Below are 26,953 nucleotides of genomic sequence, written 5' to 3' on the forward strand. Positions count from 1 at the left end.
GTTTTCACGTGGCGGCTCCGGCGAGGGCGGTGATGGGTTCGGTGAAGGTCAAACGGGGGACGGCGATTTCGCGGTCGCGGCCGTCGAGGGAGCGGAAGCGGACGGTGGTGGATTCGGCGTCCTGCGGGTTGGGCTGGGTGAGGGCCCAGGACCAGAGGACGATGACGTGGCCGAGGTAGGCGGTGTCGAGCATGGCGACGGCGTCGGGGAGATCGACGGGGCCGTTGCGGAGGGCGTGGTTGAGCATATCGGACATGGCGGGGGCGTCGACCTGGGTGGTGAGGGCGGCGAAGCTGGTGAGGTCGACGTCGCTCGCGGCGTGTTCGGCGGGCTTGGGGTTGGACAGGTCGCCGATCTTGAAGCTAAGCGCCCCAACGGAACTGATGGCGTGGCGGGTGAGCGGGACGTCGATGTCGAGGCGGGAGTCGGTGAAGCTCGACTTGAGCAGGGCGCGGGCGGCGCCGATGGCCTCGTTGAGCTGGCGAGCGACACCGCGGCTCTGCTCCATGGTGCCGAAGGCGGTGAATCGCTTGACGCGCTGAGCGCAGCGCTGCTGGATGCGTTCGACTTCGTCGATCTGGTGGCCGACGAGTTCGAAGAAGCCGGCCATGACCTTGCGCAGAGCGGGGTCGAGGGCGGGCAGGGCTTCGGCGACGGCGGCGACGTCGGCCTCGAACTCGGCGCGCTGGTCGGGGTCGTTGATCATGCGCAGGAAGGCGCGGTGGGAGTCGCGGCCCTGGGAGTCCCAGGCGGTCTGGTAGTCGGTGTACATCTGGCGCTGGCGGTCGCGGTACTGCGTGTTGGAGTCGATCGGTTCGTCGAGGGCGGCGGTGGCCTGTTCGATCATGGTGCCGTACTGGCCGATGTCGGTGATGAGGCGTTCCATCTGCAGGGCGATGGCGCGGGCCTCGTCGTAGCAGTCGGTCACGTCGGGTTGGGGTCGTTGGCCGGCATCGAGTTGATCGAGTTCCTCATGAAGGGCGGCGATTTCGGCTTCGATGTGCTTACGGATGCGGGCAGGGTCATTGTCGACCTTGACGGCGACTTGCTTGAGGCGGGAGGCGATGCCGGTGATGGAGCCGCCGGTGGCGATGGTGTCCCGGCGGCGCATGCCGCGCAGGAAGTCGAGGGCGCGACGGGTGTCCTGGGTGAGGTAGCAGACGTTCTGGTCGTGGCGTTCGTCGACGATGCGGTGGAGCCAGCCCTGGGCGGCCCAGGACTTGATGAGGGCGAGGCCGGGCTGGGGGTCGTCGAGTTCCTGCAGGTCGCGTTCGAGGCGGACGACGAGCTCGGTCTCGGGGAGGGTGCCGTCGCTGAGGTGGCGCTCCATCAAGGTCGCGTAGAGGCTGAGGTTGGTGGCGGCGAGCAGGCGGATGGCGCGGGAACCTTGCAGGTCGCGGTTGAGCTCGAGGAGGTCCGCTGCTCCTGCGTTGTTGTCCACCCATTCCTCTATCTAGTTGAGTTCGTCCGGAGGCCCCAACATAGGGCACGGGGGCGACATGTCCGGTGCGGCGACGGGCCGTGTCGACGAGGAAATTCGTCGCGCCGGCGTTTGCCGACGTCAGCGGAATCGCTTTGCGCTCAACGACTTGTGCTGTGTGTCGGCGCCCTGGTGCCAGTGTGAATCTTGTTGCTTGTGGTGCTCGCCGCGAGCCCTTCGACCACCGCCGAATACCTCTAACTGGATGGCACGACATGAAGGGAATCATGGACGGAATACGGGTAAGCCGAATGATGGGTGCCCTCGGAGCCGTCTTCGTGGCACTGCTGGTGTGGGGGCCGACCGCAGGGGTCGCCCGAGCGGCCGTTGCAGCGACGGCCGGGGACGTCATCGCGATCGGCGACCCGCACGCACTGGGGTGGTCGAGCTGTACCTAGACCCGATGTGCCCGTTCAGCGGGAAGATGGTCCGCGAGCAGGGCGACGAAATCGCCGAGCGCATCGAGGAGGCAGGCTTCGTGTCAACCTTAGATTCGTGAACATCCTCGACAAGTACTCGGCGAGTAAGACGTACGACATTCGAGCGATCTACGCGGCTTTCGTGGTTGCGGATCAGTCGCGGTCAAGCGACATCGCGTGGCGCTTCGTCCAGCAAATCTTCGACTGAGAATCAGCCGGAAGAGCAGGGGCCGACGGATCTCGACAACGATCAGCTCGCCGGGCTTGCCAATCGCGTCGGTGCACCCCCACCGGCCGAGAATCTCATCAGACTCGGCCTGCCGATTGCTTACGACGCCCGCGCTATCGCAGCCAACACCTCGCAGCCCTCCGCCAGTTTCCAGAGCCCGGTGTTCCGCTCGAGGTCATCGATGGCGGGCCCATTAAAGGAGAATCGGACTGACTCGACCAGCCGCTGGGCTGAGCGCTAGATCAGACGCCTTCGGCGGCGGCGACGCTGCGTGCTGAGGCTTGCTCGACGACTTTGCCCGGACGATGCGACAACCGTGCGTTACGTCTCCTCTGAGAGCACGTCGATTGGCCTCATGCACCGCGTCGTTGGTGGCAACTCAACGGACCCAGGCTCGCATTGTGCAGCGAGATCCCAAAGCTGATCGACAGTTTGAGCCAAAGCGCCGATTGCGGCAGCAGCCCTTGCGCCGCGCGAGTTTACTCCTGTGGCGGTCGACCGGCCTCCATCCGCCATCACTTCGGCGGCGGAAAGCGTTCGCCATCGGCTGTGTCCGGAGCTGTAGATGATGTTCGAGTGCCAGCCCGATGGTTGCGTCGTCCAGCTGGCCGGGCGCAGCTTGGGCTTCGGGCAACGCAGGCCAATGGATGATCACTATCGATCCCAAATTTCCGGGAAGAACGTGTTGGCTAGGTGGTGACTTTCGCCCACTGGCAAGTCGCGCAGTCGTCGCGACACTTCCGTCGTCTGTCCGACGTAAATGAGACCCCAACTTAGCCACACGCCGTAAACGACAGGCCCAACAGAGCCGCCGTGAGTTCCTGTCTCGGATACCAACCTCTGGCCAAGACGATAGGCGAATGCGTAACGACGCTCCCGCCATCGTCTCGCCTCGTCTGGCGAGTTGGTGAGCTCTTGCAAACTAGCTAACCAACGCGTATAGGCGAGTTCCTGATCATCGACAGCCACCTCAGTAACGCTAGCCAGCGCGCTTCCCTAATCTGGAGATTCTTCAATCTACGGAACATTGGACCTCAATGTCCCCGCGGCCACGACGCCCCTTAAAGTCTGGCGTCGCCTTCGAAGGACGTGTGGAGGGGGCATTGTCCCTCGACCATGTGAGCAGTCCGCTGGGATCAGCGATCTGACACAGCGTCGCTTTCGCGAAACTGTCGTCCGCTAGGGATATCGTGACGATGTGACCACGGCCCCGTCAGCAAAGTTGCGAAAAGCTCAGAGCTACGGCGTCAAGCTTGTACGAGGTCCGTTCGTCAATCTTCCGCCGCACCGCGAACACACCGAAGACTCGGCTGAGTTCCTGGCGTTCGCAGCTCGGATGAAATCCGATGGGGCGCGGCTAGCCGCTGACTTCTTTAGCGGCGCCGGCGGCTTGAGTTTGGGCTTGGAACGAGCCGGCTTCCGAGTCGTGCTGGGCGCCGATCATGAGCCTTTCGCGATCCGCACGCACGCCCATCATTTTGGAGGGCTGTCCGTTGATTGGGATCTGTCGGATCCCGAGGCGATAGCTCGCGTATCTGACCTCTGCACTCAAGCGGGCGTCGAATTAATCGCCGGAGGCCCCCCCTGCCAGCCGTTCTCGCGGGCCGGCCGTTCGATGATTAGGCACCGAGTTGAGACCGGGCTCCGCGAACCGCGCGACGAGCGTCGAGACTTGTGGCGCTCCTTTTTGGAGATAGTCCAGAACGTGCGCCCGAAGGCCGTCGTGATGGAAAACGTTCCCGATATGGCGCTGGACCGTGAGATGTTCATCCTTCGCAGCGTGGTGGAAGCGCTGGAGCAAGTCGACTACAGCGTTGAAGAACGCGTCGTTGATACTTGGCGTTACGGGGTCCCGCAGTTCCGTCAGCGCCTCGTGCTAATCGCGCTGCGGGACAATATCAAGTTCACATGGCCCGCGGAGTCAGCACGAAAGGTAACCGTCTGGAACGCTATTGGCGACCTTCCAGAAGTGGAGGGCGGCTGGAGACCAGAGGGCGGTGAACATGGTTGGGCCGATTATTCAGGCCCGATCACCGAGTATCAACGCGAAATGCGTTCGAAAGTGAGAAATTCCGACGCCGCCAAGGTGTTTGACCACATTACTCGACCCGTCAGAGAAGACGATCGGCAAGCATTCGAGCGGATGACTCACGCGACGAAGTACACCGACTTGGACCAAGAGCATCAGCGTTACCGAGGCGACATTTTCGACGACAAGTACAACCGGTTGAACGAGAATGACTTGTCGAGGACCATCACTGCCCACATCGCGAAAGATGGTTACTGGTACATCCATCCGCGCCAGAGCAGGACACTTACAGTGCGCGAAGCGGCACGGTTGCAGACGTTCCCAGATGACTTTCGTTTTGACGGACCTCCGTCGGCGGCGTTCCGTCAGATAGGAAATGCCGTTCCACCGCAGCTCGGATTTGTCCTTGGTCGTGCTGTGCTTGCTTCACTCGACTCAGGGCATCCTGCGAGCATAAGTACCCGCGAAACCGCGAAGCTACTTTCCAAGTGGATGGCTCGGCGGTCGAAGACTGTTTCGATGCCGTGGCTTCGGGCGAAGACACGGTGGGAGTCGATCATCGGCGAAATACTGCTGGATAGAGCGTCGCCGTCTGTTTCAAAAACGATGTGGCGCTTCCTTGAGAAAAACTGCGCGCATCCGGCAGCGCTGAACTCTAGCGCAGGCGGTGAGGTGGCTGAACAGCTGATTGACCTAGCGGCCGGTGTCGGCCGTCGAGCGCGCGCAGAGAAAGTAGTTGCTCTCGCCGAGCGACTGAATTTCGACACGAGGGCGCTCGCTGGCTCCGCTGAAGAGATCAAGAAAGCAACCGGACTGACTGACGGGGTCGCCGATCTTGCTGAGCTATCTGTGGAAGTCGACGCAACTGCTTCAGCCGACGATGAAATGATGTCGGGTGAGCCCGTTCTCGTCACGAAAGGCATCCTCCGTGTGGCCAGGCGGTTTCAAGCCAACACGGCGGACCGCAAGAACAAGATGACGGACGGCAGGCTAGCGGTCGCCCGCATGATTGGATTCGGCCCAATATCGCGCGAAGCACACCTCGCGCTGATAGAAATCGCGAACAGCATCTGCCGGCCAGAGATACCACTGTGCGATCAATGTCCGCTCGTCAAACACTGCGCACGCGACGGACTTAGCGATATTGAATTAGCAGGTGGCGAGGCCTAGATCCCCAGCGCTGTAGCAATATTCGGATCATCTTTCCGTAATATTTTGGCGATCTTCTTGAAGGCTGCGTATTCGTCGGCTTGAATCGCTGCCGCCTTCAACGCCAGTCCGAGCTCTGCGCTGGCCGTGATGTCACCTCCACCCCCACGGCCCTCCACAGGAGGCTTGCTGTTGGAGGACTTACGATAACGGTCATCCGCAGTGGCACACATCTCGTTGATGGGCCGCTCAATCATCTGTCGCAACTGCGCAGGCAACGCTACGCGCATCTTCGCGACATTGATGTTGAACGCGGCGTCCAAGTCGGTATCGAAATCGACACTCGCCCTTGCGAGCTTGGTGTGCTCATCGATGCCCCGGACCCCCGCCCACCCACCCCACTGAATTAGGCGGTGCGCTCGATACGTGTACAGCCCTTGCTGTCGATTCCACTTGAGTGGACCAGAAAGGCGCTCGAACGCGTTATGGGAACTGAATTGGTCGCGACCAGGTAGAACGAAACGACGTAGTCTAACTATGCCTGCGGCTTCGCCATGCTGAATCTCGAAAACTTCCTCCGAAAGTTCCAGTGTGGCTTTTTCGTTGCGGGCGAAGGGATCCCAAGGAAGAATTTTGGACCCGTTGACAGTGATCGCGACGGTCTCAGTGCCGGATTCGCCGGCGAGGAAACGGTGAAAGACCATTGCGAGGTGCTCGGCGGTCTTCTCAGCGAGGGTCTCAAAACGCCGCCGCGCCCATCCGCCGGTTGCGTTCTTGGCGGGTACGACTCGGTCGAGCTTCTCCCAGATGACGACTGTTCCCTGGCCGTCCTGGAGCAGATTCCGTGCTCGCTGGATCGTCGACGTACGTTCAGGGTCAATGATCAGCCAGTCGTCAAACTCAGCGACCAGATCCAAATCGAGTTGACGAGTTTGAATGACTTGTCTGCCAGTCGCTCGACGTGTGACAACTGTGAACGCTCGGCCCTGTGACAGCGATGCTGTCTTCAGGCCGAGGCCATACCTTCCCAAGTCGCCACGGCCGTAGCTCCGTCGGCTACCGAAGCGCATGGCCTCTGTAAGGCCATTTGTGGTCATCCCTTCGCCGTTGTCGGCTATGAACACACGCGAATCTTCGCCCTCGAATTCGATGAATATATCCACCTGGGTTGCACGGGCAGTGATGCTGTTATCGACTAAGTCCGCAATGGCGGAACTGAAGTCGTAGCCAATATCGCGAAGCGAGTCCGTCAGCCGCGCAGCGGACGGTGTTACGCAAGCCGTGCGTTGTGCCACCACAATCTCACTTTCGTCTCGATCACCATCTCACCTGCGTCCTGTCGATTGTCGGTGCCCCGCCGGTTGGTCGTTCCTCTCCCGCCATAGCGTCTTGATTGTCTCGGCAGACTCCACGGGATCCTCGTGCTCCCAGACGTGAACAGGAACCCATCCCAGATCCAGCAGTTTGTCGTCGTTTCGGCGGTCGCGAGCGACGTTCTCGTTCAACTTCGCCAGCCACCACTCGCCGTTGTTCTTTGGCGCGGTGCCGTGCAAAGGACACTTGTGCCAGAAGCACCCATCGACGAATACGGCGATACGCGCACGAGTAAGAACGACGTCCGGTCTTCCTGGTAGAGATCGGTCTTGGACGCGGAACCGTAGGCCGATGTGATGCAGCGCGCGCCTGAGCGCCAATTCGGTGCCCGTTCCCTGCGTGGGCATCGCGCTCATCTGACTGCGGACCACCTCATTCAGCGGTGCAGGGGTACGTCGTCCCGTTCGGCGGCGCGCAGCGTTACTCACGGTAGCGATCTTCCTAGAACCCTCTGACAGCGGCGTTAGCCGACGCGATGCGCCGCGCGAAATTGCAGGTCAACGAAGTATTCAACATAGTCGAGCCCAAGCAAGAAAACCTCATCTGATACGAAAGAGTCAAGCCTGTGTGCCTTCCTCAGACGACGCTTCAGCCAATACGTAGTAAGTTCCTCGGCGGACGCCGCGTCGTGCTAAGGCACCATCCCGTACCAAAGCCTGAAGCACATCTCGCGCCTCACCCGAGGTGATCGAAACCATCTCGCGAAGGTTCGTATTTGTGACACGACCTGTCGTTCGCGCAATCTGCAGAGCTTTCGCGGCTGCGCCTTCGAAATCTTGATCGACGACCGCGTCAGTGGCTGGCCTCGGCGGGAAGGCTATATCGCCAATCGTCACTCGTGGAATTCGCACGACGCCCTCGCTGGGCTCCAGCGCAACGAGCGGTGTCGTCCGCAGGGCGTCATCCTGCGCACGGTGTCGCCCGGCGGTCTCCGCTGGCTGGTCCGACAAGCCGGCCGCAGCTGCGTTGAAAATTTCCTCAATCGTCGAATTCAGCTCGTTGTCATCGAGCGCAGCAAAAGAGACCATGGGCGTAAGCCGGAGTAGCCGCTTCATGGCCTCACGCATTAATTGCATGCGGGATTCCGCCGCGCCGCGGTCGACCCGTGACAGGAACTCTCGGGCCACGCCGCGTGCTAGACGCAGGTCAGCGGCAATCGTAGGCCGCTCCATGATGTTGACCAGTTCGTCTTCTCCGAGCTGAGTAAGTTCTATCTCCGGTCCTAAAACTTCTGCACGCCACCACAAGCGTCGGAAAGTGTTGCGGTTGATGTTGCCGACAAAACGCCTGCGGTCCGCTTGGGCGCCGAACCGCCACACGGCGACATCGAGAAGCCAGCAACAGGTCAGATAGGTCCATACCTCCTCGTGCGAAGCCTCATTGGGACTGATATCCAAGCGTTGACGGAGTAAGCGGGCAGCGCGGCCTTCAAACTCCGACGGGTTCTGTATCGAGGACGGCATGCCGTATTCACGAGCCAACGCGAGGATCTCATCTCGCAGGGCGTGGAGCTCGCTGTCTGAGATTCTCGTGCCGCCGACGGGCGTATACGTCACCGATTGGCTCATGTCGGGCATCGCCGCAGCGAGTAGCCGGATATCTGAGACCGGCAAAGATGTGAGGAGCTGAAGCGCGGGCTCCCTGGCGAGGCGAGGAAGGACGATCATCTAACCGATTACTCCAAATCGCGCTTGCAACTCGGCGTTGAAGCGCGGAGATTCGTCGAGGCTACGCGAACGCAGCGTCGCCACTGGCACGCCCGGCCAACATGTCGCTATCAGGTCGGACAACATACGGCCGACGGAATCCTCTTCAAACGCGCCGGGACTCTCGACGAACCGGTCGTTGCCGAGAGCCCCCAGAACCAGAGCGCGGGCGACGTCGAACATCACAAACGAGCGCACGGCATGGGTCCGCGAATCCGCACTGCCGGATCGGAGGAGATCAGGAAGTACGTCATGACAGGAGTTGACGATCAAACGTAGGCCGCCCAGGACTGGGGCCTCAAGATCGTCAGGGTTCCAATCGAGCGCCCATGCTGCATTGTCGGGATAATGGAGAGTTTGCGAAAAGTCCACCGCGGTAATTGGAAATCGTGACGCACCACCTTCGAGCGCGACCTGCGAAGTTTCGACCCAGAGTATTGTTCCGGGCCGTCGCGGCGAAATCGGTGAGGCATCGTCGCCGGTACTTCGCAGTACAAGCCGAGTACCCAGATTGAGGCGGCCGCCAATCATGGCTCCCGGAATTGCAAGCTCCAAGGTGACCCGGACGGCCCCTTCCTCGGTCCCAAGTTCGACGACACGACCACTTCCGCCCAATCTCGTTGTGGTGCTGCTCCATGCCGCAGTGATCGCGAAAGATGCGTCCCTCCCGAGCGAACAGGCTTCGCGGACTACGTCCAAGTCAACCTCTACCGTCCGGATCAGTTCGAGATCTGTAAAGGGATCCCAGTGATCGAGTCGGTCGCCCACTTCTGACCCGTCGGAGGTGCACCAAGGGAGCCCGGCCATCGCCCCTTCCGGGGGAAGGAGGTATGGAGTCGCCGCGGGGGTCCTCATGCGGTCTCTACTTCGATGTTCAATTGCATCATCTCTTCGCGGAGCTCAACCTCCGCTGTCCAGAGCCCATCGACTCCCTCCGGACCTGCCATGATCTCCATCGTTGGATGACGCTCGCCCGCGGGATCGACCCAAGCCAGCACACTTGGTGCGATGTATCCCGCGGGTGCCTCGGATTCAACTTGGCCTCCGTCATTTGTCATGATCTCTACAGTTGCGGAGAGCCGGATACGGTTTCCCCGGGAACGCACCTCAAACGGGTACTTCACCACTGGTGTGCCATCCGGAGCGATTGCCGGTGAAGGGTCGCCACCAGGCCGAGTCTGAGGTGGTCGCTGAGAATGGGAAGCGCTTCCAGCGGCTACCTCGGATCCGTTGTCTCCTAGCCGCTTTCCTGATGCGGTGGGATTGTCCCTGCCATCAACCCAAGTCTCTGCAGCAACCTGATCTGCGTCGCGACTTCCCGGCGCACGTCGACGCCGGCGCTTCGGTTCAGGTCGTTTTCCGGCCGACGGTCGTCGAGCCCCGGGTCCCTCATGGCCTGGCATGAGAGCGGCGAGTGCATCAGCAAACTCGCCCAACGGGATACCGTCTGATTCATGAACAGTCTTCAGCGAGGTGTCGTATCCAGCGGCACTCCGGCAGTACGTCTGCACTCGTTCGAGTGCGATCTTTACGAATGACCGCCAACGCGGATCGTGTACGAACCGATAAATCCAGTCATCGTGGGTCGGTGGCTCGGCAGCCTTGAACATGTCATCAACATCGAGTGCGCATTTGAAAACGCCTGAATAACCGATCTTGCCAATAACCGGCGTCGCACCGGGCAGGTAGCGGACAACCAACTCTGGCGTTCGCATTAGTGCGATGTGATGGACGGAGGCGGCTGTGATCCGCGCACCCTGGGGAACAGGACGATCCGGCAAATCGGATGGGGCGACCGGACCCTTCTGGATCGTCAATCGTCCGAGTGTCTTCGCGGGCCGAAGTGCCTTGATTGGTTTGTCGATAATCAGTTCGTCCTCATCCCCGGGTTCAAGGCGCATTACGTCCATCGCCTCAACGAATCCGCGGAGTCGCGGATGGTGTCTGGGATTCGGAATCCGAACCGCTGCACCGTTATCGACGACCCCAAACTCCATCGAGCGCCGCGCACCACTCGGTGTGTCGATCATGCGTGGCCAGAAATTCCATGCCAATGCCTCTGCGATGAAGTCCATGGTGGCGTCGATACCGTCCGAACTTTGGACGGTGACTGCAGGGGCAACGACAACGACTGTGGTGCCCATTGAGTCAGCGCCATCGCGCTCGGGAAGACCAAGTTCGCGCGCAATCTGCGCGGCATCCTCGCCAAGGAGCGGTTCTGGCACACCTTCGCTGATGCGTCCCCACCAGTGACGCCCAGTGTACGGGCGGCCGTCGACGTCAAAAGTATCTCCGAGGCCGCACGCGAGCAATCGTCGCTCGAGTTCACCGCCCCCCGCGTCGCACAGCGTGTCAACAATGATTGTCTGTGCCCGACTCGCAATGTAGAACGCTGCTTTGCCGTAGCCGAATGAACCGCCACCAAATTCCTTATCGGGCGGTTGGCCGATGTTTCTGAGAAAGTCGACGAAATCGCGTGGTTCCCCGTGGCCATCTGCCCGGGTGGGCCCTCCTAGTCCGTGGGTTCCGAAGTCGGCGATGTAGAGCGTCTGCATGCCGTCCGCAAGTTCTTCTGCGAGGCGAAGACCTGGCGGCGGATCTACGAGGATCCGTTCCCGAAGAACGCGAACCTGCGCTGGGTCGAGGACGCGGCGTCCGATCTCGATTCGAATCTTGTTGACATCCGGGCGTTTCGCGTCCCAGCAGTTCTGAACTGCTTCTCGGACGAGAACCTCCAACGGCTCAGTGTCGGGCCTTCCCAGTTGGTTGAGTACTCCAACGGCAGCCAATCCGCCCGTGGCGTTGTACGGTTCGGAATACCTCTCCAGTGCGATCATTGTGCTCCACCCGATCCCATCACTTCGAGTAGGTCACTGTATTCTGCCGGCGTCAGGGCGTCGTTAACTCGGCTCTGGAGGTCGACAACGTAGCTCAGGTCGAGAACCCCTGATGGGCGTTTGCCTCCGACGAATGTCGTGGGCACGATGCGTGGCATATCATCGTCCACCCGGAAGGTAATTCGTTCTCGAACTTCGAAAGTGACATCAGCAGTGGCCGGTAGGTCAGTTGCGAGAATCTTCGCGTCGGCAAGAGCCTTGAATAGCTTCTGCGCTGAGATTCCCCTGCTGAGTAGATGATTGACCAACGATGCGACTGAATATCCACTGCCTGGAACATATTCGAGCCGCACGAGGTGCAGGAGAAGCCGCCCACCGTCCGGCGGCACCAGCTGATCCTCACCGTGAACTGTGATCCGGTAGCCGGTGTGAGACTTGGTTGTTTTGACTTCGATCGCGTCTGGGCCTTGCCTGAAATCATGCCGCGCGCCCGATGGCCCAACCCAAGAATTAAAAGCCGTTGCGCCACCGACATCGACCGCATCCGCGACAAGGAGCAATTCGCCTATCAGAGTCGCGATCTTGTCGTGGCTGGGTGGGCCTGGTGATGCGGTCAGGAATTGGCGCCACTCCTGCAGCACCGCCTCCACCGCTTCTGTGGGGCCTTCATCGAAGCGCTCTAATCTGTCAATGACGGCGACGATAAAGTAGTCGAAGACTTCGGCGAGGGAGGGGAATAGGCAAACAACATCGACAAGGTCGCGGCGGACGTTATTGATGATGAGGTTGCGTGTTGATACCGCTAGAGTGGCAATATCGGTCGTCGGCGGTGTGTCGTTCTCGTGGGTCAGAAGTAAGTGCTGGCGTGATTGCCCATCAAGTCCGACATAGACTCTCTCGGTCGCGAGGATCGGCAGTACGGCCAAACCCGTTCCCGGTGGGGGATTCTGGGAACGAAGTGCAGTGAAAGCGATTCTGATGTCGTCGATCATTGCGCCACCTGGATCTCGGGTTCATCCGGAACGTCGTTGTCGTCGGGCGCTTCGACCTCTACTCCAGTCATCGCAGCGACATCCGCAGTCACGTATTCGACATCAGCTCTGGCAGAGCCACTTTCGGGAAAGACGATTCCGACGCCAATTGCGTGCGTGACGGCCCCTAGGGCGGCGCGTGTACTCGCTGATCCGCGGACCGGTTTGCTGTCTTTCGAGACAGGGTAGAGCAGGAGGAGTCCGGATCCGTCACCGAAACCTCCGCCCTCTCCCCCTGGGGCATTGCGCAGCTGAACCAATCGGGCGTTCGAAGTCTTGTCCGTCAACTCACCCTCGGGCAGATCGAGATCGATTACTCGATCATTGCGGCTCATCAATGCCTTGATATCTGCGTATGTTTGGCCGCCCACTACATCAAGCCTGGCGCGATTGATACACCCGACTTTCTCTGGGAGTCCAAGGTCGACTTCACCGAGGTAGTCCGAGCCACTGGTGCGACCCATGATAACGATGTTGAACTTGTGCAATTCGTTCTCGTCTCGGCGGCTGAGGATGTATCGGCTGATTAGCTCACCGTCGAGATCGCGGCTGTTTTCGTGGAAATTGTATGCCGACAGAAAACTGATGACGTGCTGGCTGTCGACGCCGCGGAGTGTGATTATGCCGCCTCTAGTTTTGCGTTCGGCATCTTCGGCTGATCGCAGGAGTTGTTGTGCTGCTTCGATATTGGACGATAGCCAGTCCCGGTCTTTATGGTTAAATAGAATCGTCTGCAACCGTCGGCCGGCGTAGGACACCTGTGCGCGTCGTGCATGTTGCATTTTCGCCGCCGCGGTGATGGCGAGTTTGGGATGCGTTCGTATCCGAATTCCGAACTCCTCGGGCGTAAGGTGTTCGACCTCGAGACGTTCAATGTCGTATCGGATCTCTTGTTCAACGGTCGCGAGATGGTGGAACCACTCACGCATCTCGTCGGTCATCCATATGCGGGTTAGGTCCGCGTACCCATTTCGATAGCCGAACCACCTACCCATTTGCAGAAGTGTGTCGTACGCGGATGCGGTACGAACGAAGAAGGAGACGGCCAAGCCTTCGAGTGTCAGTCCTCGGGAGAGTGTGTTGCCACCGACAGCAATGATGACTCTCGGATTCTCGTCATCGAAGTTCAGGCGTTCAATGCTGCGGGAGTTGTCGGTGATGACCTCCGCCGCTTGGGCAACCGTTGGTAACACCTCATTAATGTCCGTCCAGTCAATCGGATCGACGCCGAAAGCATCCGCACGGACCAACTCGCATTCCGCGAGCCACTGTTGTTCGAGCGCACTTAACAGATCCGGATCGCGGCGCGCGAGACGTGTTGCCAACGCCCTGAGATAACCCTTGATCTGTTCGGCAGTTCGTTCGTGTACGTCGATGTGCTGCGATGAATGCACAAGGGCGGTCGCGTGGCGGTTGCCCTTGCGCCGGATCCGCCTAGCGGCGGTGCTCATAAGGAAATATCTGAGTGCCGCGTCCAAGCTCTCGGTTATCTGGGGTTCGAAAACGTGGCGTTTGGCGGCGCCTTTAGGTCGAAGGTCGTCGATCTCGTCTTCGGGCACCGACCGCACGAAGTTGTTGCCGTCGTCGCCGACGTCAATGTCGTCGAAGTTCAGTGGTTCGCGACCGAAGATCGCTTCCGGTCCTATATAAACTCCCGGACGGGGAAGATCAACTATGAAATCCCGCGGGTACAGGTCCTCGTAGTCTTTGGGGTCGATCAGCACGTTAGCGAAAGGTGTTGCGGTATAACCGACGTACGCGGATTTGGGTACCCCGTTGACAATTTTGCGTATCAAACCGTTGATACGGGTCGGTTGACGGTCGGGCTTGGAAGTGTTGACAGTCGCTTGGTCCGCCTCATCGTCGATTATCAGAACGGGACAGGCGGCGAGCACCTCAGGTCTCGCGGCGAAGAGCCAGTTCTTGAGGGCTCGAAGCCGCGGGCCATTCTTTTTCACTACTGCCAGCACCCTCTGATCGCGGGTTGACAGCAGTGCATCTACATTGTCTGTTGGTCGGAAATCTTGCTCGTTGGTCAAGCGATGCCACTTATCCGACAACGGCTCCCAGAGTTGTTCGTTAAGGCGGTCCTGGGTCTGCTGTCGTAGGGCATCGTGAATGCCCGAGAGCACGATGAACATCCGGTATCCGGCGTCGGCGGCCTTTGCGATGACTGCGGTGAAGTTGGTGGTCTTGCCGCTTTGGACGTATCCCAAGACGAGACCGCGGCACTGATACTCGCCTTCGCCGGCAGGATTAGGCAGGTTTGCCACGACCTTGGTAGATGACTGATTGAGGTCGTGAAGCATCTCGTCGTTCCACCCCTCGGTCCGAAGAATGTCGACCAGCGCAGACCAGTTTCGATCCTCTTCCCGGGGTCCTGGATACCAAGACTCGATATTGCCGGCGACGACGTTCGTCGGCGTCTGCGCCTGTTGAATCATTTCATTTAGTTCGCGGATCCGGGCCGCGGCCGCTTGGACCCTGGCGGGGTCGACGAGTTGAGACAACTCCGCGACGGCCTCATCGAGCGTCGAAGGCTGCCCGTCTCGCATGATCCGTGCGAGCTGGCGGACCACTGGGTCTTCGGCCGTCAGCTGGTCAAGATCAGTCACAGTGGCGCACTCCTCTAATCAACTGCCCATGTTGACGACCGCCCTGTGGCGGGCGCGGGTTCTTCTGGCTGGGCGGGCACAGGCCAGCACAGAGATTGAGCTGCGAATCGCTAATCATCTGACGAGGTCAGGAAATACCTCTCGGATGATTGCGAGCAGATCTTCAGCGCGCGATTTGTCCAGCTGAAGCACTTGGCTGGTTGTGCCGTCGGATGCATAGGTTTCCAGTTGAAGAATCCTTGGTTCATTCCCGGATCGGTCGTAGGTCCAACCGCACTCCACCTGCGTCCTGAAATGAACTGTTCGGTCGTTCCTGAAACGGAAGGCGGTGATCAAAGCCATCGATCCTTGAGCACCTTCCATGCGCGGTTGGTTGTTTGCTCGATATTAAGCGGGCTTAGCACCGTGCGTAGCGGAAGTCGGCAAAAGAGGAGCGGTTGTCGATGCACGTAGGAGGGTCGCGGAGATGCCGAGATACCTGAAAGTCCTCTATGCTCGCTAATTGTCGAAAGTGGATAGCGCCTCCGCATCATCCGGCGGGATTGACGTTGGCGATGCCGGTTACGCTGTCACAGGGTCTGGGTAACCTCGTCATATGGTTGCCAGCCGTCAAGCCGAAATGTCCGACTACGAGCAAAAGGCATGGGCTGCGCTTCTAGATGAGGTCATGGCCAAGGGGACGGGATCTGGCCGCTTCGCTAGGTTCACCGGCGAGGCGAAGACACAGGTCAAGGTAGGCGTCGCCAAGGCGCGGAATCATCTCGTCGATAACGTGCCCCGCGCCGATAAGGCTCTCGACGCCGTCGATGTGTCAATACAAAAAGCTCTGGCCGGTCTGCACGCAGCGTTCGTGGAGCGCGGTTTGAACTCGGTTAGCCCCGCGGTGATCTTCGCGACTTTTGCCGCGGACAGCGTGGACGTGAGTTCGTACGATGCGGTCCGCGAACTCGACCTCAGACTGTGTGACCGGTCAGTCCCAAGGCGCAAGGAGAAGTACATCGCCCTCGCGGCGGGGCAGGGCGCGGCGACCTCGTTAGCCGTCACGGGCGCGACTGTTTCTTCTACTGTCTCGGGCGGCACGACTCTGGGTGTCGCGGCCGGAGCGATCGTGGTCGACGTAACCGCTGTGATGGTCGGGATGGGGCGCATCGTCGCGCTGGTCGCCGCTCACTATGGGTATGAGGTCCGCGACCCAGAAGAACAAGTTTTCGCAACTGGTGTACTTAGCTACTCATCGGCCGGCAACGCGGCAGAGAAGGCGGCCTCGTTGGCCGCGCTTTCCCGTCTGACACAAGACATGATGCGTCGGGCCACTTGGAAGCAGCTTCAACGACACCAAATGGTCAACGTCATTCAGCGAGTGGTGACTTCACTTGGCTTCAACCTGACGAAAAAGAAATTGGCTCAGATTGTTCCGGTCGCGGGCGCGGTGATCAATGGAGGTCTGAACGCGCGTCTGGCACAGAACACATTCAACCGAGCCCAGTCCGCCTATCGCCTACGCTTCCTCACTGAGAAGTACAACCTCGATCCGAAGATGTGGGCACCCAATGTCGTTGATGCTGAGTTTACAGATATGCCATTGGTCGATGAGATACTCGAAGCTGAGCTCGCAGGGAGTCCAGACGTTGGCTCGGAGAAGCAAGAATAACCCGCGTACCGCGAATACCGCACCGGATGGAAATTGGTGGCCAGGATAGTATCGGCTGCGAACCACACCCTATAGAGCCGCAGCGCACGCCGCGGTCTCGCGGGCGCTGGCCCCGTCCGCCGGACAGGGATGCAAGGCCTTACTTAGCTCGGTCCTGAAAGGTGCCTCTGGTTACATAGCGGCGTAACACATTCAGAATCCTCCGAGCATGCGCGACATGCCAAGCTGATCCCGAGGCTCTACTCGTTAGTTTCGAACTGCGATCGTCCCGGAATCCAAACGGTGCCGTAATCATCGTCTGCGAGGTAGTCGTCGCCGTCCACCTCTAAGTCGTCGACTGGCCCGGGTCCGTCTCGTCCGAAGCATCTATGTAGTGGTAATCATTCCGCTTGACCCACGCATTGAACACAACCAACATTGCGCTGACCTATAGGCTTATTCGCTTGTACTGACACCGGTTCCGCCCATGAAAGCGCGCTCCGCTCTGCGTCGAAAACAATCCCGGATCCCCAGCGCGAACAGCGTAGGACTACTAGCGTGAATTCTCCGTAACAGCTGACGCTGGGAGGCGACGATGCGAGCCGAGTACGTGACCGACAGAAGTGGCCCACATCGATTGGCGGTCCTGTTTGCAGCAATCCTCATAGCGTTCCTGAGCATCGGGCTGCTCAATCCTGCGCCCGCTCACGCACAGGACGACGAGACCTACGTCATCGCCACCGATACCACGTTCGCGCCGTTCGAATTCCAGGACGAGGACGGCGAATTCGTTGGCATCGACATGGACCTTCTCCGCGACATCGCCAAGGACCAGGGCTTCCAGGTCGACATCAAGCCGCTGGGCTTCGACGCCGCACTGCAAGCGGTGCAGGCAAACCAGGTCGACGGCGTCATCGCGGGCATGTCCATCACCGACGAACGCAAGAAGGTCTTCGACTTCTCCGACCCGTACTTCGAGTCCGGCGTCCAAATGGCCGTGCTGGACACCAACAACGACATCAACGACTACGAAGACCTCCGGCGCCAGCGGGTGGCCGTGAAAAACGGCACCGAAGGCGCGACGTTCGCCGAATCCATCAAGGCCAAGTACGGCTTCGAGACCGTCTACTTCGCCGACTCCTCGTCGATGTACGACGAGGTGAAGACCGGCAACTCCGTCGCCGTCTTCGACGACTACCCCGTCCTCGCCTACGGCATCACCCAGGGCAACGGCCTCAAGACCGTGACACCCAAGGAGAAAGGGGCCAGCTACGGCTTCGCGGTCAACAAGGGCCAAAACGCCGAACTCCTGTCCAAGTTCAACGCCGGCCTGAAGAACCTCAAAGAGTCCGGCCGCTACCAGGAAGTGCTCGACACCTACCTCGGCGAAGATGCTGTCGCTGCGGACAACTCGTTCTTCGGCCTGCTGAAGAGCACCTTCCCGCTGTTAATGGAAGGCCTGAAGATGACCGTCATCCTGACGATCATCTCCATCGCGTGCGCGTTGGTGCTCGGCGTGATCTTCGGACTGATGCGGGTATCCCGGTCGATCTGGCTGCGCGCGATCGGCACCACCTTCGTCGACATCTTCCGCGGCACTCCGCTTCTCGTGCAGGCGTTCTTTATCTACTTCGGTATCCCCGCCGCGCTGGGCTTCGAGATGTCAGCCTTCACCGCGGGCATCATCACCCTCTCGCTCAACGCAGGCGCGTACATGACCGAGATCGTGCGCGGCGGCATCCTGTCCGTAGACAAGGGTCAGATGGAAGCCTCCCGCAGCTTGGGCGTCGGATATCTGCCGACGATGCGCAAAGTGATTCTGCCGCAGGCGGTCCGAACGATGATCCCGTCCTACATCAACCAATTCGTCATCACCTTGAAGGACACCTCGATCCTGTCGGTCATCGGGATCGCCGAGCTGACCCAGACGGGCCGGATCATCATCGCCCGCAACTTCCAGTCGTTCCAGATGTGGCTGATCATCGGCATCGTCTACTTCATCGTCATCATGGCGTTGACAAAGCTCTCGGATCGCGTCGAGAAGAGGATCAACAAATGAGCCAGCTCGTCCCGGAGGCTGCGGTCGCCGAACCCGAAGGGGCCGTGAAGGTCCGCATCGAGGGACTCAAGAAGTCCTTCGGCGATCTCGAGGTGCTCAAGGGCATCGACACGACGATCAGGAAGGGCGAGGTGGTCTGCGTCATCGGCCCGTCGGGATCGGGCAAGTCGACGTTCCTGCGGTGCCTGAACAAGCTGGAGGACATCACCGAGGGCACGGTCACGGTCGACGAGTACGACCTGACCGACAAGAAGGTCGACCTCGACAAGGTCCGTCAGCGCATCGGTATGGTGTTCCAGCACTTCAACCTCTTCCCGCACATGACGGTGATCGACAACGTGATGATGGCGCCGCTGCTGACCAAGAAGATGGACAAGGCCGCCGCGGAGAAGAAGGCGCTCGAACTTCTCGAGCAGGTGGGGCTCAAGGAGAAGGCTCATGTGAAGCCGTCGACGTTGTCGGGCGGTCAGAAGCAGCGCGTGGCGATCGCCAGAGCGTTGGCGATGAACCCGTCAATCATGTTGTTCGACGAAGCCACTAGTGCGCTGGACCCCGAGATGGTCGGTGACGTGCTCGAGGTGCTGCGTGAACTCGCCGCGGGCGGCATGACGATGGTCGTCGTCACCCACGAGATGGGATTCGCGCGGGAAGTCGCCTCACGGGTGCTGTTCATGGATGGCGGCAACATCGTCGAGGACGCCCCGCCGGCTGAACTCTTCGACAACCCCAAACATCCACGGCTGCAGGAGTTTCTGTCGAAGGTGTTGTAGGTGGGCACTGGGAGAGCGTAACGGTGCGCAACCTATGGAGTTAAGCGCTGCATGACGCATCCGGTCGCGGGTCGACCGGCCAGCTGTACAGGAGGTTTCGTGGGTCATTTCAATCAGCAGCCCGAGCCAGCTCTCTCTGAGACCAAGGTTTACTACTCCACGCCATTCGGCGACACCAACGACGGTAAACAGAAGTTGTTCTTGCTCGAGCGTGACGGTGTGCCGTACATGCCGGTTTTTCGGAGCGTGGAGTCGATGAAGCAGTTTTATGAGCGAATGAACCGCGCCGCGTACATGATTCTTGAAGGAGACGTCAAGCGCGTCCTGGATACGAATCGGTCAATTGAGCAGATGAAACGCGTCGGCATCGTGATTGAACCTCTGAGCGAAGATCCGGTTGCGATCATGCCGGACTCGGATGGAGGCTGAGCGCGCCCGCGCCGCCGCTACCAGACCCGTCCGCAGCCACCACCGACCCCACTTTGCCATCGCCTCAATCCGCTGATCGTCCGCTAGCGCAAACCTTCATGGATCATCTGCTCAATCTCGTCCATCGATTTCGATAGCAAGTGAGAAAATATCGTCGCGATTGACCTAGGTACTATGGCCGAACCAGTGGATCCGTGTAGCTCAACAGCACCTTCTCGTTCTGTCGGTATGATTTCAACGCCTGGCGCCGTACCTAGAGACTGAAGCTGTGCGCCAAGTGATTTCGCACCGATAGCACTACGCGTTATCGACGACCATCGCCAGACGAGGTACTTTTCTACTAGGTCGAATGTGGAAAATCTGGCCAAGTTATTACGCCGCTGATTGCGGTCATCGATCTTATCGACTACCCACCAGTCGCCCTCTTGTCGCAGGTGAAACGATTCGTTGTCCGATTGGAAGGCGATCTGGCAGTCTTCGCAGTCCTCGGAGACCGCGACACTGCCCATTTGGGCGAGACCTGTCCATTCAACCCAATTGGCGGACAGGCGCGAGAAATCCACCATTACTTACCTCCCCTTCTCAAGAAGCCCCACTCGACCAGTGCATCAACCGAAGCCTCGTCTCCGTCTGGTGCAATGATTCGGTATTGCGTTCCACCGCCGGGTTGGTGAAACCACGGCGCCGCTTGTGATTGTTCTATGCGCCATCCCGGCGGCAGTTTCGAGGGGTCGTCTACGACATATTGGTAATACGGCTTGAAAGCGCTGTCCGGCGGTAACGCGCGTTCGGCGAAGGGGACGCCCTCGGGCGACAAGTAGGCACCGCTGGGATAGCCGAAGCGGTCGATGACAGTACCTTGCGGTATCTGGGCGCTGTCGACGACCGTGCCGGGTATCGCATATGGCTTCTCGGGCAAGCTGTCGTCGGGATAGGTCAACCTGCCATCAGCATTCGTGAACTCCGGGCCTGGAGGTGTCGGGTCGTAGCCGTCGAACAGCGGAGAGTCTGGTGGTAGGGGAGGCGGTATGTCAGCCGCTGGTGCGTGGGCCTGCGGGCTACCCGGCGCGTCGCTGAGCGGGGAGGGGTGATCGATGTCCGGGGACGGCCCCGCATCGGGACCGTCGACGACGTCATGCGGAATGCCCGGCTGTACAACGTCATCGGTGTGGCGGCCCGCGGTGAAGGCGTCGAGTCCATATTGCAGCGCTTCGCCGAGCGGCTTGGCACCGGGTAGAGGCAGTGAGCCGGCGGTGTCGAGCACGGCTCCGAGCTGCTCGGCTCCGGAGTGCTCACCCCAGTTCGCGTACACATCGGCGATCTCAGCGACATCCGGCACGATTCCGAATGTCTTTTCGCTGATGTCGTGGCTGAACTCTGTGAGCCCTTCAGCGGCTTGCTCGGCCACGCTGGGCGGTGCGGGGAACGCTTGCACGTCGGCGTTGGGCGGAAGCGCAGGCACATCGACCCGCCGGCCCCCTGTTTCGGCTGCGGCCTCATTGAGGTTTTCGAGGATCTCGGTCTGCGTGGTCAGGTCAGCGCGAGCGTCGAACAGCGCCTGGGTCAACGGCTCGGTGACGTCGCGACCGGGACCAGCGCCGGGCCCCTGCATCACCGTCTGCGCGGCGGCGGCATCCAGATCGGCCTGGGCGGCGGCCACCGCTTGCTGGGCGGTCTCCACCCGCGCCAGCTGTTGATCCACGATCGCCGGGTCCGCCGCAGCGATCGGGCCTTCCAACGGGGACCGCATGTAGGGCGCGTCGGTGGGAGTCTTTTCCCCGCGTGCTTGGGCGGCCAGCCGATCCAGCACGCTCGGCGGCGTGGCGGCGCCGGGCCCGAACAGTGCCTCATCCACGTTGGCGGGTGTGTCAGGGTCGGCGCTCGATCCCTCTCCGGCCAACGCGTCCAGTGGGTTTGGCGGCCCGTCGTCGACGTGGTCGGCGTCCTCACCTGCGGCCGCGTCCGGCCCGCCCTTCGATCTCTCGGCGTCGGGGCCGTCTGGTTCTTCTGGTGGCAGCAGCATGTCTTGCCAGGTGCGGTCGCCGGATTGCTCCTCCTTCGTGCCTTCTGGGTTGTCCTCGGTATCGGTTCCGGTCTTGTTGTCCACCAGCTGGACTGAGCTGTCAGACCGGTCATCGCGTTCACCGTCGAACCGAATACCCTCCAGCTCAACAGCTTTGTCCTGCAGACGCTTACCGACGAACTCATCCGTTTGCGAAAGTCGCTCGGCGAACCAGCGGATGTCCTCGGCGTGCTCGCGCGCCGCCATCGTCCGCGCAGCGATCTCGGTCTCATCTACCTCGCGGGTATCGGTAACCGACAGATCTTCGCCGACCTCGAACCCGTCTGCCTCGGCCGCGGCGATAGCACCCAGAGCTTCCCGCTTGGCCGCCTGAATGTCGCGGCTCCCGTCCTCGGCGATCTGAGTGCCCGCACGTTGCACGGCGGTCTGGCTGGCGACCACGACGGCATCGGTGGTCACCCGGTTCAGCGCGGCGTCTTTGGCATCGCCCGCCCAGGCGGTGTTGACGATGTTCGCGCGATGCTGGGCGAAAGCTTCGTCGGACTGGGTCGCGGACGCGCGCCACCGTCCCGCCGCCGCATCGAGGTCGCGGGTCGACCATTCCTCGATCTCCGAACGTGACGGCACCCCGAGTGCCGCGCCGGCAGGACTCACACCGTCGCCGAAACTTCTTCCGCGTTAACGCTGTCGGTGTGGTCGTAGCGAGCCGCAGCCACCGTCAGGTCGTCGACTTGGCCCGACACCCGCGCGGACTGGCGAGCGCGCATCGCACTGATTGCGGCATCCAGGGCCGCAACGCCCGCAGCGCTGGACTGTGCGCCAGTCGGGCCGCCCACGGCCGCGCCCGCCAACGTCCCGGCCGCGGCGTCACTGCCGGCAGCTGCCGCCCGAAGATCGCCCGAATCCACTTCCAGTTCGTTCCCCACGTCAACCTCCCATCGGCCTCACACGCCGCAATCGAGACTAACTCAGCTGCGCTGTAGCTCTGCGCAGAAGTTTTCCGCGGTCTGCGCCGGGCTGGGTCCGGCGTCTCCCGAGCGGTGACTGCCGTCGACGGCCTGAGTTGTCAGTAGGTGCCGATAGCGTCGAATCAAGTCAACAGATGCCGCAGCCTCAGCCTGGCCCGGCATCTCACCTGCTGAGGGGAGCTCGTCATGATTCGACCCCACAACGCCACCGAAACCGTGGTCATCGTGCTCGGCGACGACGAAACCGTCCGCCGCTGTGAACAATTGACGGCTCGCGCCGCGCTGCGATCGACGACCGTCGTCGCGATGTTCGCATTCCCGGCGGGCGCGCCTGCCTCGCACGACGACTTGACCGAGGTCGAAGGAGTCGTCGCCGCACTGGCCCGGGCGATCTCGCTCCGGCTGCCGATATGGATGCCAGAGCCGATGGCGGACCTGAGGCGCGAGCAGCACTATCGCCGGCTGAGTCTGGTGCTGCAGCGGCATGGACTCGACCTGCTCGTGGGCCACGATCTCTGGCCGATGCCGGACACGGGCGGTATGAACGAAATTGACTACGCGTTGCGGCGTGAGGTGCAGACGGTCGACGACCTCGATCGCGCGGCCCTGGCCGCCGCCGGGGTGGACAGTCTTGAGAGGTTCGTCGAACAGGCAGCCAACGCTTCACTGGCGGCCGCTCACGAAAATGATTGGCCACCAGTGCTTCCGCAGGCGGGCTTGCAGTGGGCCCAGCGTAGCCAGGCCGTCCTAGGCTATGTGCGCTGGCTGGTAGACGGTTGCGGTGTGACTCGTGCGGCGGCCGCGAGGGTGCTGAACTCGTCGGGTCAACGCACCCCTGACGGCCGTGCATGGCAATCGCGAAACGTGTCGGCGTTGCTCGACGGATACTACGACCGACAAGCAGCGGCATAGCTCATGGCCCGGGGGCTTATGTGCTACATAAATGCTACAGTCGTAGCATGTCTACGGTCGCCTCCCGCGAACTGCGAAACGACACGGCCGGCGTGCTTCGTCGGGTCCAAGCCGGCGAAGAGGTGACGATCACGGTGAATGGGCGAGCCGTCGCGATGATCACCGCGGTGCAGCCCAGGCGTCGGCGGTGGGTGTCGAAGGGTGAATTGGTCAAGCGGCTCGAGACCAGCCAGGCGGATCCCGGTTTGCGCGACGACCTCGCGGAGCTCGCCGGTGAAACCACCGACGAACTCGACGAGTTGTGACGACCGATCAGCCCGCCGCCGGCATCCTCGACACCTCGGTCTTCATCGCCAACGAGAGCGGGCGCCAACTCGAGACATCGCTGCTTCCAGAGGAACTCGCCACGACTGTGGTGACCCTCGCCGAACTGAACGCGGGCGTGCTCGCGGCGCAGACCTCCGAGATCCGCGCACGTCGACTCCGCACGTTGGATGCCGTCGCCGACATGACCGCGTTACCGGTCGACGAGGATGCGGCTCAAATGCGGGCGCTGCTACGAGTCCACCTGGCCGAGGCCGGCCGGCGGGTCCGAGTCAATGACCTGTGGATCGCGGCAATCGCAGCCGCTAAGCAGCTGCCCGTCGTCACGCAGGATGGGGACTTCGACGCGCTCGAGGGTGTCGCGGGTCTCGCAATAGTCCACGTCTGATTCCGCCTACCATTGCGCGCTGACATTGGCGGCGATCTGGTCGGCGATCCTCACCGCCGAGTCGCCAGGGTTGGCGCTGCACGTGTTGATGTCGATGATGACGTTGTTCCGCAGCGCCAGTGCGCGTCCACAGGCCCAGCCGGGAGCACCGGCGTCGCGTTGCGCCGCAACGGTTCTCAGCGTGTCGTTCGCGACGGAGATCGGCCCGACCGACCACTGCGACCCGCTCTGCGTGTGGATGTACTCGCTGCAAACTTGCCACTGCTGGGCGGAGGCATCCAGGAACGCACGGGCCATTTCCACCGTGGGAAACAACACCACCGCCTGCTTGAGATAGTGCGTGAAGTCATCGCCGTTGTTGAGGCTCTGATCGCGCTCGGCCCGAAAGCCGCTCTCGGCATACACCGGCGCCTCCGCCGCGCCGTCGACGGCCAGGCATTCCGCAGGCGCCATGGTGGCGCTGTTGTCGGACATCGAGGTCTGGGTGTTAGTGATCGTCATCCCGACTGTGCCCATCGCGACGTTCACCTGTTCGGGGTGCAGCAGCAACTTGACCAACTCACGCTCGACGAGCGGACGCGGAATCATCGTTCGGGTGGTGGTCACCGACTCGGCGTTGCCGACATTGCTGACGCAGCCGGTGATCAGAACGGAGATGACTGCAACCGCCAGTGCGGCCGTGGGTCGGCGCATATGTTCCCTCCCGTCAAGGCGTGCGCAACCGATTCGTCGCGTGTCATCCCCCTATAACGCGCACTGAGGAAATGATGCAGCAGCACCGATGAGGCCTCAGCGAGGTCGATCGGTGTTTCCTGGTCACGATGAACAGTGCTTTTGATAACGGGTCGAGCACAGCGCGCAATAACACTCGAGGAGAGTCCGGTGACGCTGCAGTTGCGCAATCTGCAGAACGCGGCGCCCTAACCCTCCGCCGCCACCAGCGACCCCAACTTCACGTCGGGATTGTCCCGTTGGAACCCTTCCAGTCGCCACGGGGTGGAGAACAGCACGAGCATGACGCCGTCCGTGCGCGTCAGCACCTCCGCTGACACCTGCCGGTTCATGAACTCGGCGTCCGCTGGATCCACCACCCGCGCAACCTGATACGGCAGCGACTCCAACGAAATCGGCGCACCGATCTCCGTGGCCATCCGGTGGGTCGCCACCTCGAACTGCATCGGTCCGACCGCGGCCAGCACCGGTGCCTGCTCCCCGCGACGGTCCGAGCGCAGCACCTGAACGACACCCTCCTGCTCCAGCTGCTCGATCCCGCGCCGAAACTGCTTGTGCTTACTCGGATCTGCGCCGCGCGCCACCGCGAAATGCTCGGGCGAGAAGCTCGGTATCGGCGGATACTGCACGGGCACATCGACATACAGCGTGTCACCTGGCCGCAACGCAGCCGCGTTCGCCAACCCGATCACATCACCGGGCCACGCCGTGTCCAACGTCGCGCGCTGCTGACCGAACACCGACTGCGCGTACTTCGTCACGAACGGTTTCCCCGTCGCGGCATGCGTCAGCACATCCCCACGCTCGAACGTCCCCGACACCACCCGCGCGTACGCGATGCGATCGCGATGCGAGGAGTCCATCCCGGCCTGCACCTTGAAAACGAAAGCGCTGAAGGGAGATTCGACCTCGCGAAGCGCCCCGTCGACCGAAGCTGCCCCGCTCGGCGCCGGCGCCAGCTCGGCGAGCACATCGAGCAGCTGATTCACCCCGAAGTTCAACGCCGCCGAGGTGAATAGCGTCGGTGTCGACTCACCGCCCAAGAACGTCGAACGGTCGTAATCGGAGCCGTCCATCGACAGCAGTTCGGACTCCTCGACCGCTGTCTCCCAATCAACGCCGGCAGCAGCGAAAGCGTCGGCCGCCGCAATGTGTTCTTCCGGCGCCGCGGTCGCACCGCCGGCGGTACGGGTAAACCGGATAAAACCACCCGTGCGGCGGTCCAACACCCCCTTGAAATCTCCGGCGATGCCGACCGGCCACGTCAGGGGAGTGGGCCGCAAGCCGATCCGCGACTGGATCTCGTCGATCAATTCCAGCGCGTGGCGCCCGGGCCGGTCCCACTTGTTGATCACCGTGATGATCGGGATCCCTCGGTGCTTACACACCTGGAACAACTTCAACGTCTGCGGCTCGAGGCCCTTCGCCGCGTCGATGAGCATCACCGCGCAGTCCACCGCCGTCAGCACCCGGTAGGTGTCCTCGGAGAAATCCGCGTGGCCCGGGGTGTCGAGCAGATTGATGACGCACTCGCGATACGGGAACTGCAGCGCCGTCGAGGTGATCGAGATGCCCCTGGCCTTCTCCATGTCCATCCAGTCCGACACCGTCGAGCGGCGGCCCGCCTTACCGTGAACCGCGCCGGCTTCGGTGATCGCCCGGGCGTGCAGCGCCAGCGCCTCGGTCAGCGTGGACTTGCCGGCGTCGGGATGGCTGATGACCGCGAAGGTTCGCCGACGGCCGGCCTCTGCGGAGATGCGGCCGGCGGGCGGCGCGGCGGCCAGGGCGTTTTCGGTCATAGCACCCGCGATGGTATTGGCCCCGGAGGGCAAACCGTTAATCGAGCCAG

General features: G+C 61.3%; 21 protein-coding genes and 1 pseudogene. 9 read left to right on the plus strand and 13 right to left on the minus strand.

The window, feature by feature from the left end; translation table 11 throughout:
* Positions 1-4 precede the first annotated feature (4 nt).
* Positions 5-1,441 carry a DUF3375 domain-containing protein gene (locus BST47_RS05995; RefSeq protein ID WP_083124339.1) on the minus strand — a complete coding sequence of 479 codons (1,437 nt, stop codon included), beginning with the start codon at positions 1,439-1,441 and terminating at the stop codon, positions 5-7.
* A gap of 275 nt (positions 1,442-1,716) precedes the next feature.
* Between BST47_RS05995 and BST47_RS06000 the strand changes: the two are divergent.
* Positions 1,717-2,341, plus strand: a pseudogene (locus tag BST47_RS06000) (DsbA family protein).
* A 985-nt stretch (positions 2,342-3,326) separates the two neighbouring features.
* The gene (gene dcm, locus BST47_RS06005; RefSeq protein WP_083124340.1) at positions 3,327-5,327 is read left to right on the plus strand and encodes a DNA cytosine methyltransferase; all 2,001 of its coding nucleotides are present in this window, start codon (positions 3,327-3,329) and stop codon (positions 5,325-5,327) included.
* Here dcm and BST47_RS06010 read toward each other — a convergent pair.
* The 7 genes from BST47_RS06010 to BST47_RS06040 all read right to left on the minus strand — a co-directional run bounded on the left by BST47_RS06010 (position 5,324) and on the right by BST47_RS06040 (position 14,869).
* Complete coding sequence (locus BST47_RS06010; protein ID WP_083124342.1) at positions 5,324-6,604, minus strand: ATP-binding protein; 1,281 nt, start codon at positions 6,602-6,604, stop codon at positions 5,324-5,326. The two genes, dcm and BST47_RS06010, sit on opposite strands and share 4 nt — an antisense overlap.
* Positions 6,605-6,631: 27 nt before the next feature.
* Positions 6,632-7,036 carry a very short patch repair endonuclease gene (locus BST47_RS06015; protein WP_083125075.1) on the minus strand — a complete coding sequence of 135 codons (405 nt, stop codon included), beginning with the start codon at positions 7,034-7,036 and terminating at the stop codon, positions 6,632-6,634.
* A gap of 201 nt (positions 7,037-7,237) precedes the next feature.
* On the minus strand, positions 7,238-8,347 hold the full coding sequence (locus BST47_RS06020; RefSeq protein ID WP_083124344.1) for a DUF6339 family protein: 1,110 nt from the start codon (positions 8,345-8,347) through the stop codon (positions 7,238-7,240).
* A complete protein-coding gene (locus tag BST47_RS30995) occupies positions 8,348-9,154 on the minus strand; it encodes a hypothetical protein (protein WP_234809593.1) in 807 nt (268 codons plus the stop codon).
* Positions 9,155-9,237: 83 nt separating this feature from the next.
* Complete coding sequence (locus BST47_RS06030; protein WP_083124346.1) at positions 9,238-11,223, minus strand: hypothetical protein; 1,986 nt, start codon at positions 11,221-11,223, stop codon at positions 9,238-9,240.
* Positions 11,220-12,215, minus strand: coding sequence for a PD-(D/E)XK motif protein (locus BST47_RS06035; protein ID WP_083124347.1), 996 nt, complete (start codon positions 12,213-12,215; stop codon positions 11,220-11,222). Before BST47_RS06035 ends, BST47_RS06030 begins: the two co-directional genes overlap by 4 nt.
* Positions 12,212-14,869, minus strand: coding sequence for a Z1 domain-containing protein (locus BST47_RS06040; RefSeq protein WP_234809594.1), 2,658 nt, complete (start codon positions 14,867-14,869; stop codon positions 12,212-12,214). Before BST47_RS06040 ends, BST47_RS06035 begins: the two co-directional genes overlap by 4 nt.
* Before the next feature lie 595 nt (positions 14,870-15,464).
* On the opposite strand from BST47_RS06040, the gene BST47_RS06050 reads away from it, so the two are divergent.
* From BST47_RS06050 to BST47_RS30615, 4 genes are all read left to right on the plus strand, one after another.
* A complete protein-coding gene (locus tag BST47_RS06050) occupies positions 15,465-16,520 on the plus strand; it encodes an EcsC family protein (protein ID WP_083124349.1) in 1,056 nt (351 codons plus the stop codon).
* Positions 16,521-17,094: 574 nt separating this feature from the next.
* The gene (locus BST47_RS06055; RefSeq protein WP_083124351.1) at positions 17,095-18,558 is read left to right on the plus strand and encodes an amino acid ABC transporter substrate-binding protein/permease; all 1,464 of its coding nucleotides are present in this window, start codon (positions 17,095-17,097) and stop codon (positions 18,556-18,558) included.
* The gene (locus BST47_RS06060) at positions 18,555-19,328 is read left to right on the plus strand and encodes an amino acid ABC transporter ATP-binding protein (protein WP_083124352.1); all 774 of its coding nucleotides are present in this window, start codon (positions 18,555-18,557) and stop codon (positions 19,326-19,328) included. The genes BST47_RS06055 and BST47_RS06060 overlap by 4 nt, the downstream gene beginning before the upstream one ends.
* 99 nt (positions 19,329-19,427) lie before the next feature.
* Positions 19,428-19,757 (plus strand): hypothetical protein, encoded by a 330-nt coding sequence (locus BST47_RS30615; RefSeq protein ID WP_165799747.1) that lies wholly within the window; start codon positions 19,428-19,430, stop codon positions 19,755-19,757.
* A gap of 83 nt (positions 19,758-19,840) precedes the next feature.
* Here BST47_RS30615 and BST47_RS06070 read toward each other — a convergent pair whose 3' ends face one another.
* From BST47_RS06070 to BST47_RS06085, 3 genes are read right to left on the minus strand one after another with little or no spacing between them, the layout of a single operon-like run.
* The gene (locus tag BST47_RS06070; RefSeq protein WP_083124354.1) at positions 19,841-20,323 is read right to left on the minus strand and encodes an Imm61 family immunity protein; all 483 of its coding nucleotides are present in this window, start codon (positions 20,321-20,323) and stop codon (positions 19,841-19,843) included.
* The gene (locus BST47_RS31000) at positions 20,323-22,434 is read right to left on the minus strand and encodes a TNT domain-containing protein (RefSeq protein ID WP_234809595.1); all 2,112 of its coding nucleotides are present in this window, start codon (positions 22,432-22,434) and stop codon (positions 20,323-20,325) included. Before BST47_RS31000 ends, BST47_RS06070 begins: the two co-directional genes overlap by 1 nt.
* Positions 22,431-22,706 (minus strand): hypothetical protein, encoded by a 276-nt coding sequence (locus tag BST47_RS06085; RefSeq protein ID WP_083124356.1) that lies wholly within the window; start codon positions 22,704-22,706, stop codon positions 22,431-22,433. The genes BST47_RS31000 and BST47_RS06085 overlap by 4 nt, the downstream gene beginning before the upstream one ends.
* 228 nt (positions 22,707-22,934) lie before the next feature.
* On the opposite strand from BST47_RS06085, the gene BST47_RS06090 reads away from it, so the two are divergent.
* The 3 genes from BST47_RS06090 to BST47_RS06100 are packed head-to-tail and all read left to right on the plus strand — an operon-like array spanning position 22,935 to position 24,372.
* Complete coding sequence (locus tag BST47_RS06090) at positions 22,935-23,660, plus strand: hypothetical protein (RefSeq protein WP_083124358.1); 726 nt, start codon at positions 22,935-22,937, stop codon at positions 23,658-23,660.
* A 47-nt stretch (positions 23,661-23,707) separates the two neighbouring features.
* Entirely contained in the window at positions 23,708-23,965 is a 258-nt protein-coding gene (locus BST47_RS06095) for a type II toxin-antitoxin system Phd/YefM family antitoxin (protein WP_083124360.1), read from the plus strand.
* On the plus strand, positions 23,962-24,372 hold the full coding sequence (locus tag BST47_RS06100) for a type II toxin-antitoxin system VapC family toxin (RefSeq protein WP_107528880.1): 411 nt from the start codon (positions 23,962-23,964) through the stop codon (positions 24,370-24,372). The genes BST47_RS06095 and BST47_RS06100 overlap by 4 nt, the downstream gene beginning before the upstream one ends.
* Before the next feature lie 6 nt (positions 24,373-24,378).
* Here BST47_RS06100 and BST47_RS06105 read toward each other — a convergent pair whose 3' ends face one another.
* Together BST47_RS06105 and BST47_RS06110 are read right to left on the minus strand one after the other, a co-directional pair.
* Positions 24,379-25,065 (minus strand): sensor domain-containing protein, encoded by a 687-nt coding sequence (locus tag BST47_RS06105; protein WP_083124362.1) that lies wholly within the window; start codon positions 25,063-25,065, stop codon positions 24,379-24,381.
* Positions 25,066-25,292: 227 nt separating this feature from the next.
* Complete coding sequence (locus BST47_RS06110; protein WP_083124364.1) at positions 25,293-26,903, minus strand: peptide chain release factor 3; 1,611 nt, start codon at positions 26,901-26,903, stop codon at positions 25,293-25,295.
* Between the last annotated feature and the right edge of the window lie 50 nt (positions 26,904-26,953).

Source organism: Mycolicibacterium tusciae (assembly GCF_002086795.1).
Lineage (GTDB): Bacteria > Actinomycetota > Actinomycetes > Mycobacteriales > Mycobacteriaceae > Mycobacterium > Mycobacterium tusciae.

What these genes read in the sequence shown, in the direction of transcription:
- BST47_RS06015 (WP_083125075.1), bottom strand. Translation starts at nt 7,036, where the DNA reads ATGAGCGCGATGCCCACGCAGGGAACGGGCACCGAATTGGCGCTCAGG.
- BST47_RS06020 (WP_083124344.1), bottom strand. Translation starts at nt 8,347, where the DNA reads ATGATCGTCCTTCCTCGCCTCGCCAGGGAGCCCGCGCTTCAGCTCCTC.
- BST47_RS06030 (WP_083124346.1), bottom strand. Translation starts at nt 11,223, where the DNA reads ATGATCGCACTGGAGAGGTATTCCGAACCGTACAACGCCACGGGCGGA.
- BST47_RS06035 (WP_083124347.1), bottom strand. Translation starts at nt 12,215, where the DNA reads ATGATCGACGACATCAGAATCGCTTTCACTGCACTTCGTTCCCAGAAT.
- BST47_RS06050 (WP_083124349.1), top strand. Translation starts at nt 15,465, where the DNA reads ATGGTTGCCAGCCGTCAAGCCGAAATGTCCGACTACGAGCAAAAGGCA.
- BST47_RS06055 (WP_083124351.1), top strand. Translation starts at nt 17,095, where the DNA reads ATGCGAGCCGAGTACGTGACCGACAGAAGTGGCCCACATCGATTGGCG.
- BST47_RS06060 (WP_083124352.1), top strand. Translation starts at nt 18,555, where the DNA reads ATGAGCCAGCTCGTCCCGGAGGCTGCGGTCGCCGAACCCGAAGGGGCC.
- BST47_RS06070 (WP_083124354.1), bottom strand. Translation starts at nt 20,323, where the DNA reads ATGGTGGATTTCTCGCGCCTGTCCGCCAATTGGGTTGAATGGACAGGT.
- BST47_RS06090 (WP_083124358.1), top strand. Translation starts at nt 22,935, where the DNA reads ATGATTCGACCCCACAACGCCACCGAAACCGTGGTCATCGTGCTCGGC.
- BST47_RS06095 (WP_083124360.1), top strand. Translation starts at nt 23,708, where the DNA reads ATGTCTACGGTCGCCTCCCGCGAACTGCGAAACGACACGGCCGGCGTG.
- BST47_RS06105 (WP_083124362.1), bottom strand. Translation starts at nt 25,065, where the DNA reads ATGCGCCGACCCACGGCCGCACTGGCGGTTGCAGTCATCTCCGTTCTG.
- BST47_RS06110 (WP_083124364.1), bottom strand. Translation starts at nt 26,903, where the DNA reads ATGACCGAAAACGCCCTGGCCGCCGCGCCGCCCGCCGGCCGCATCTCC.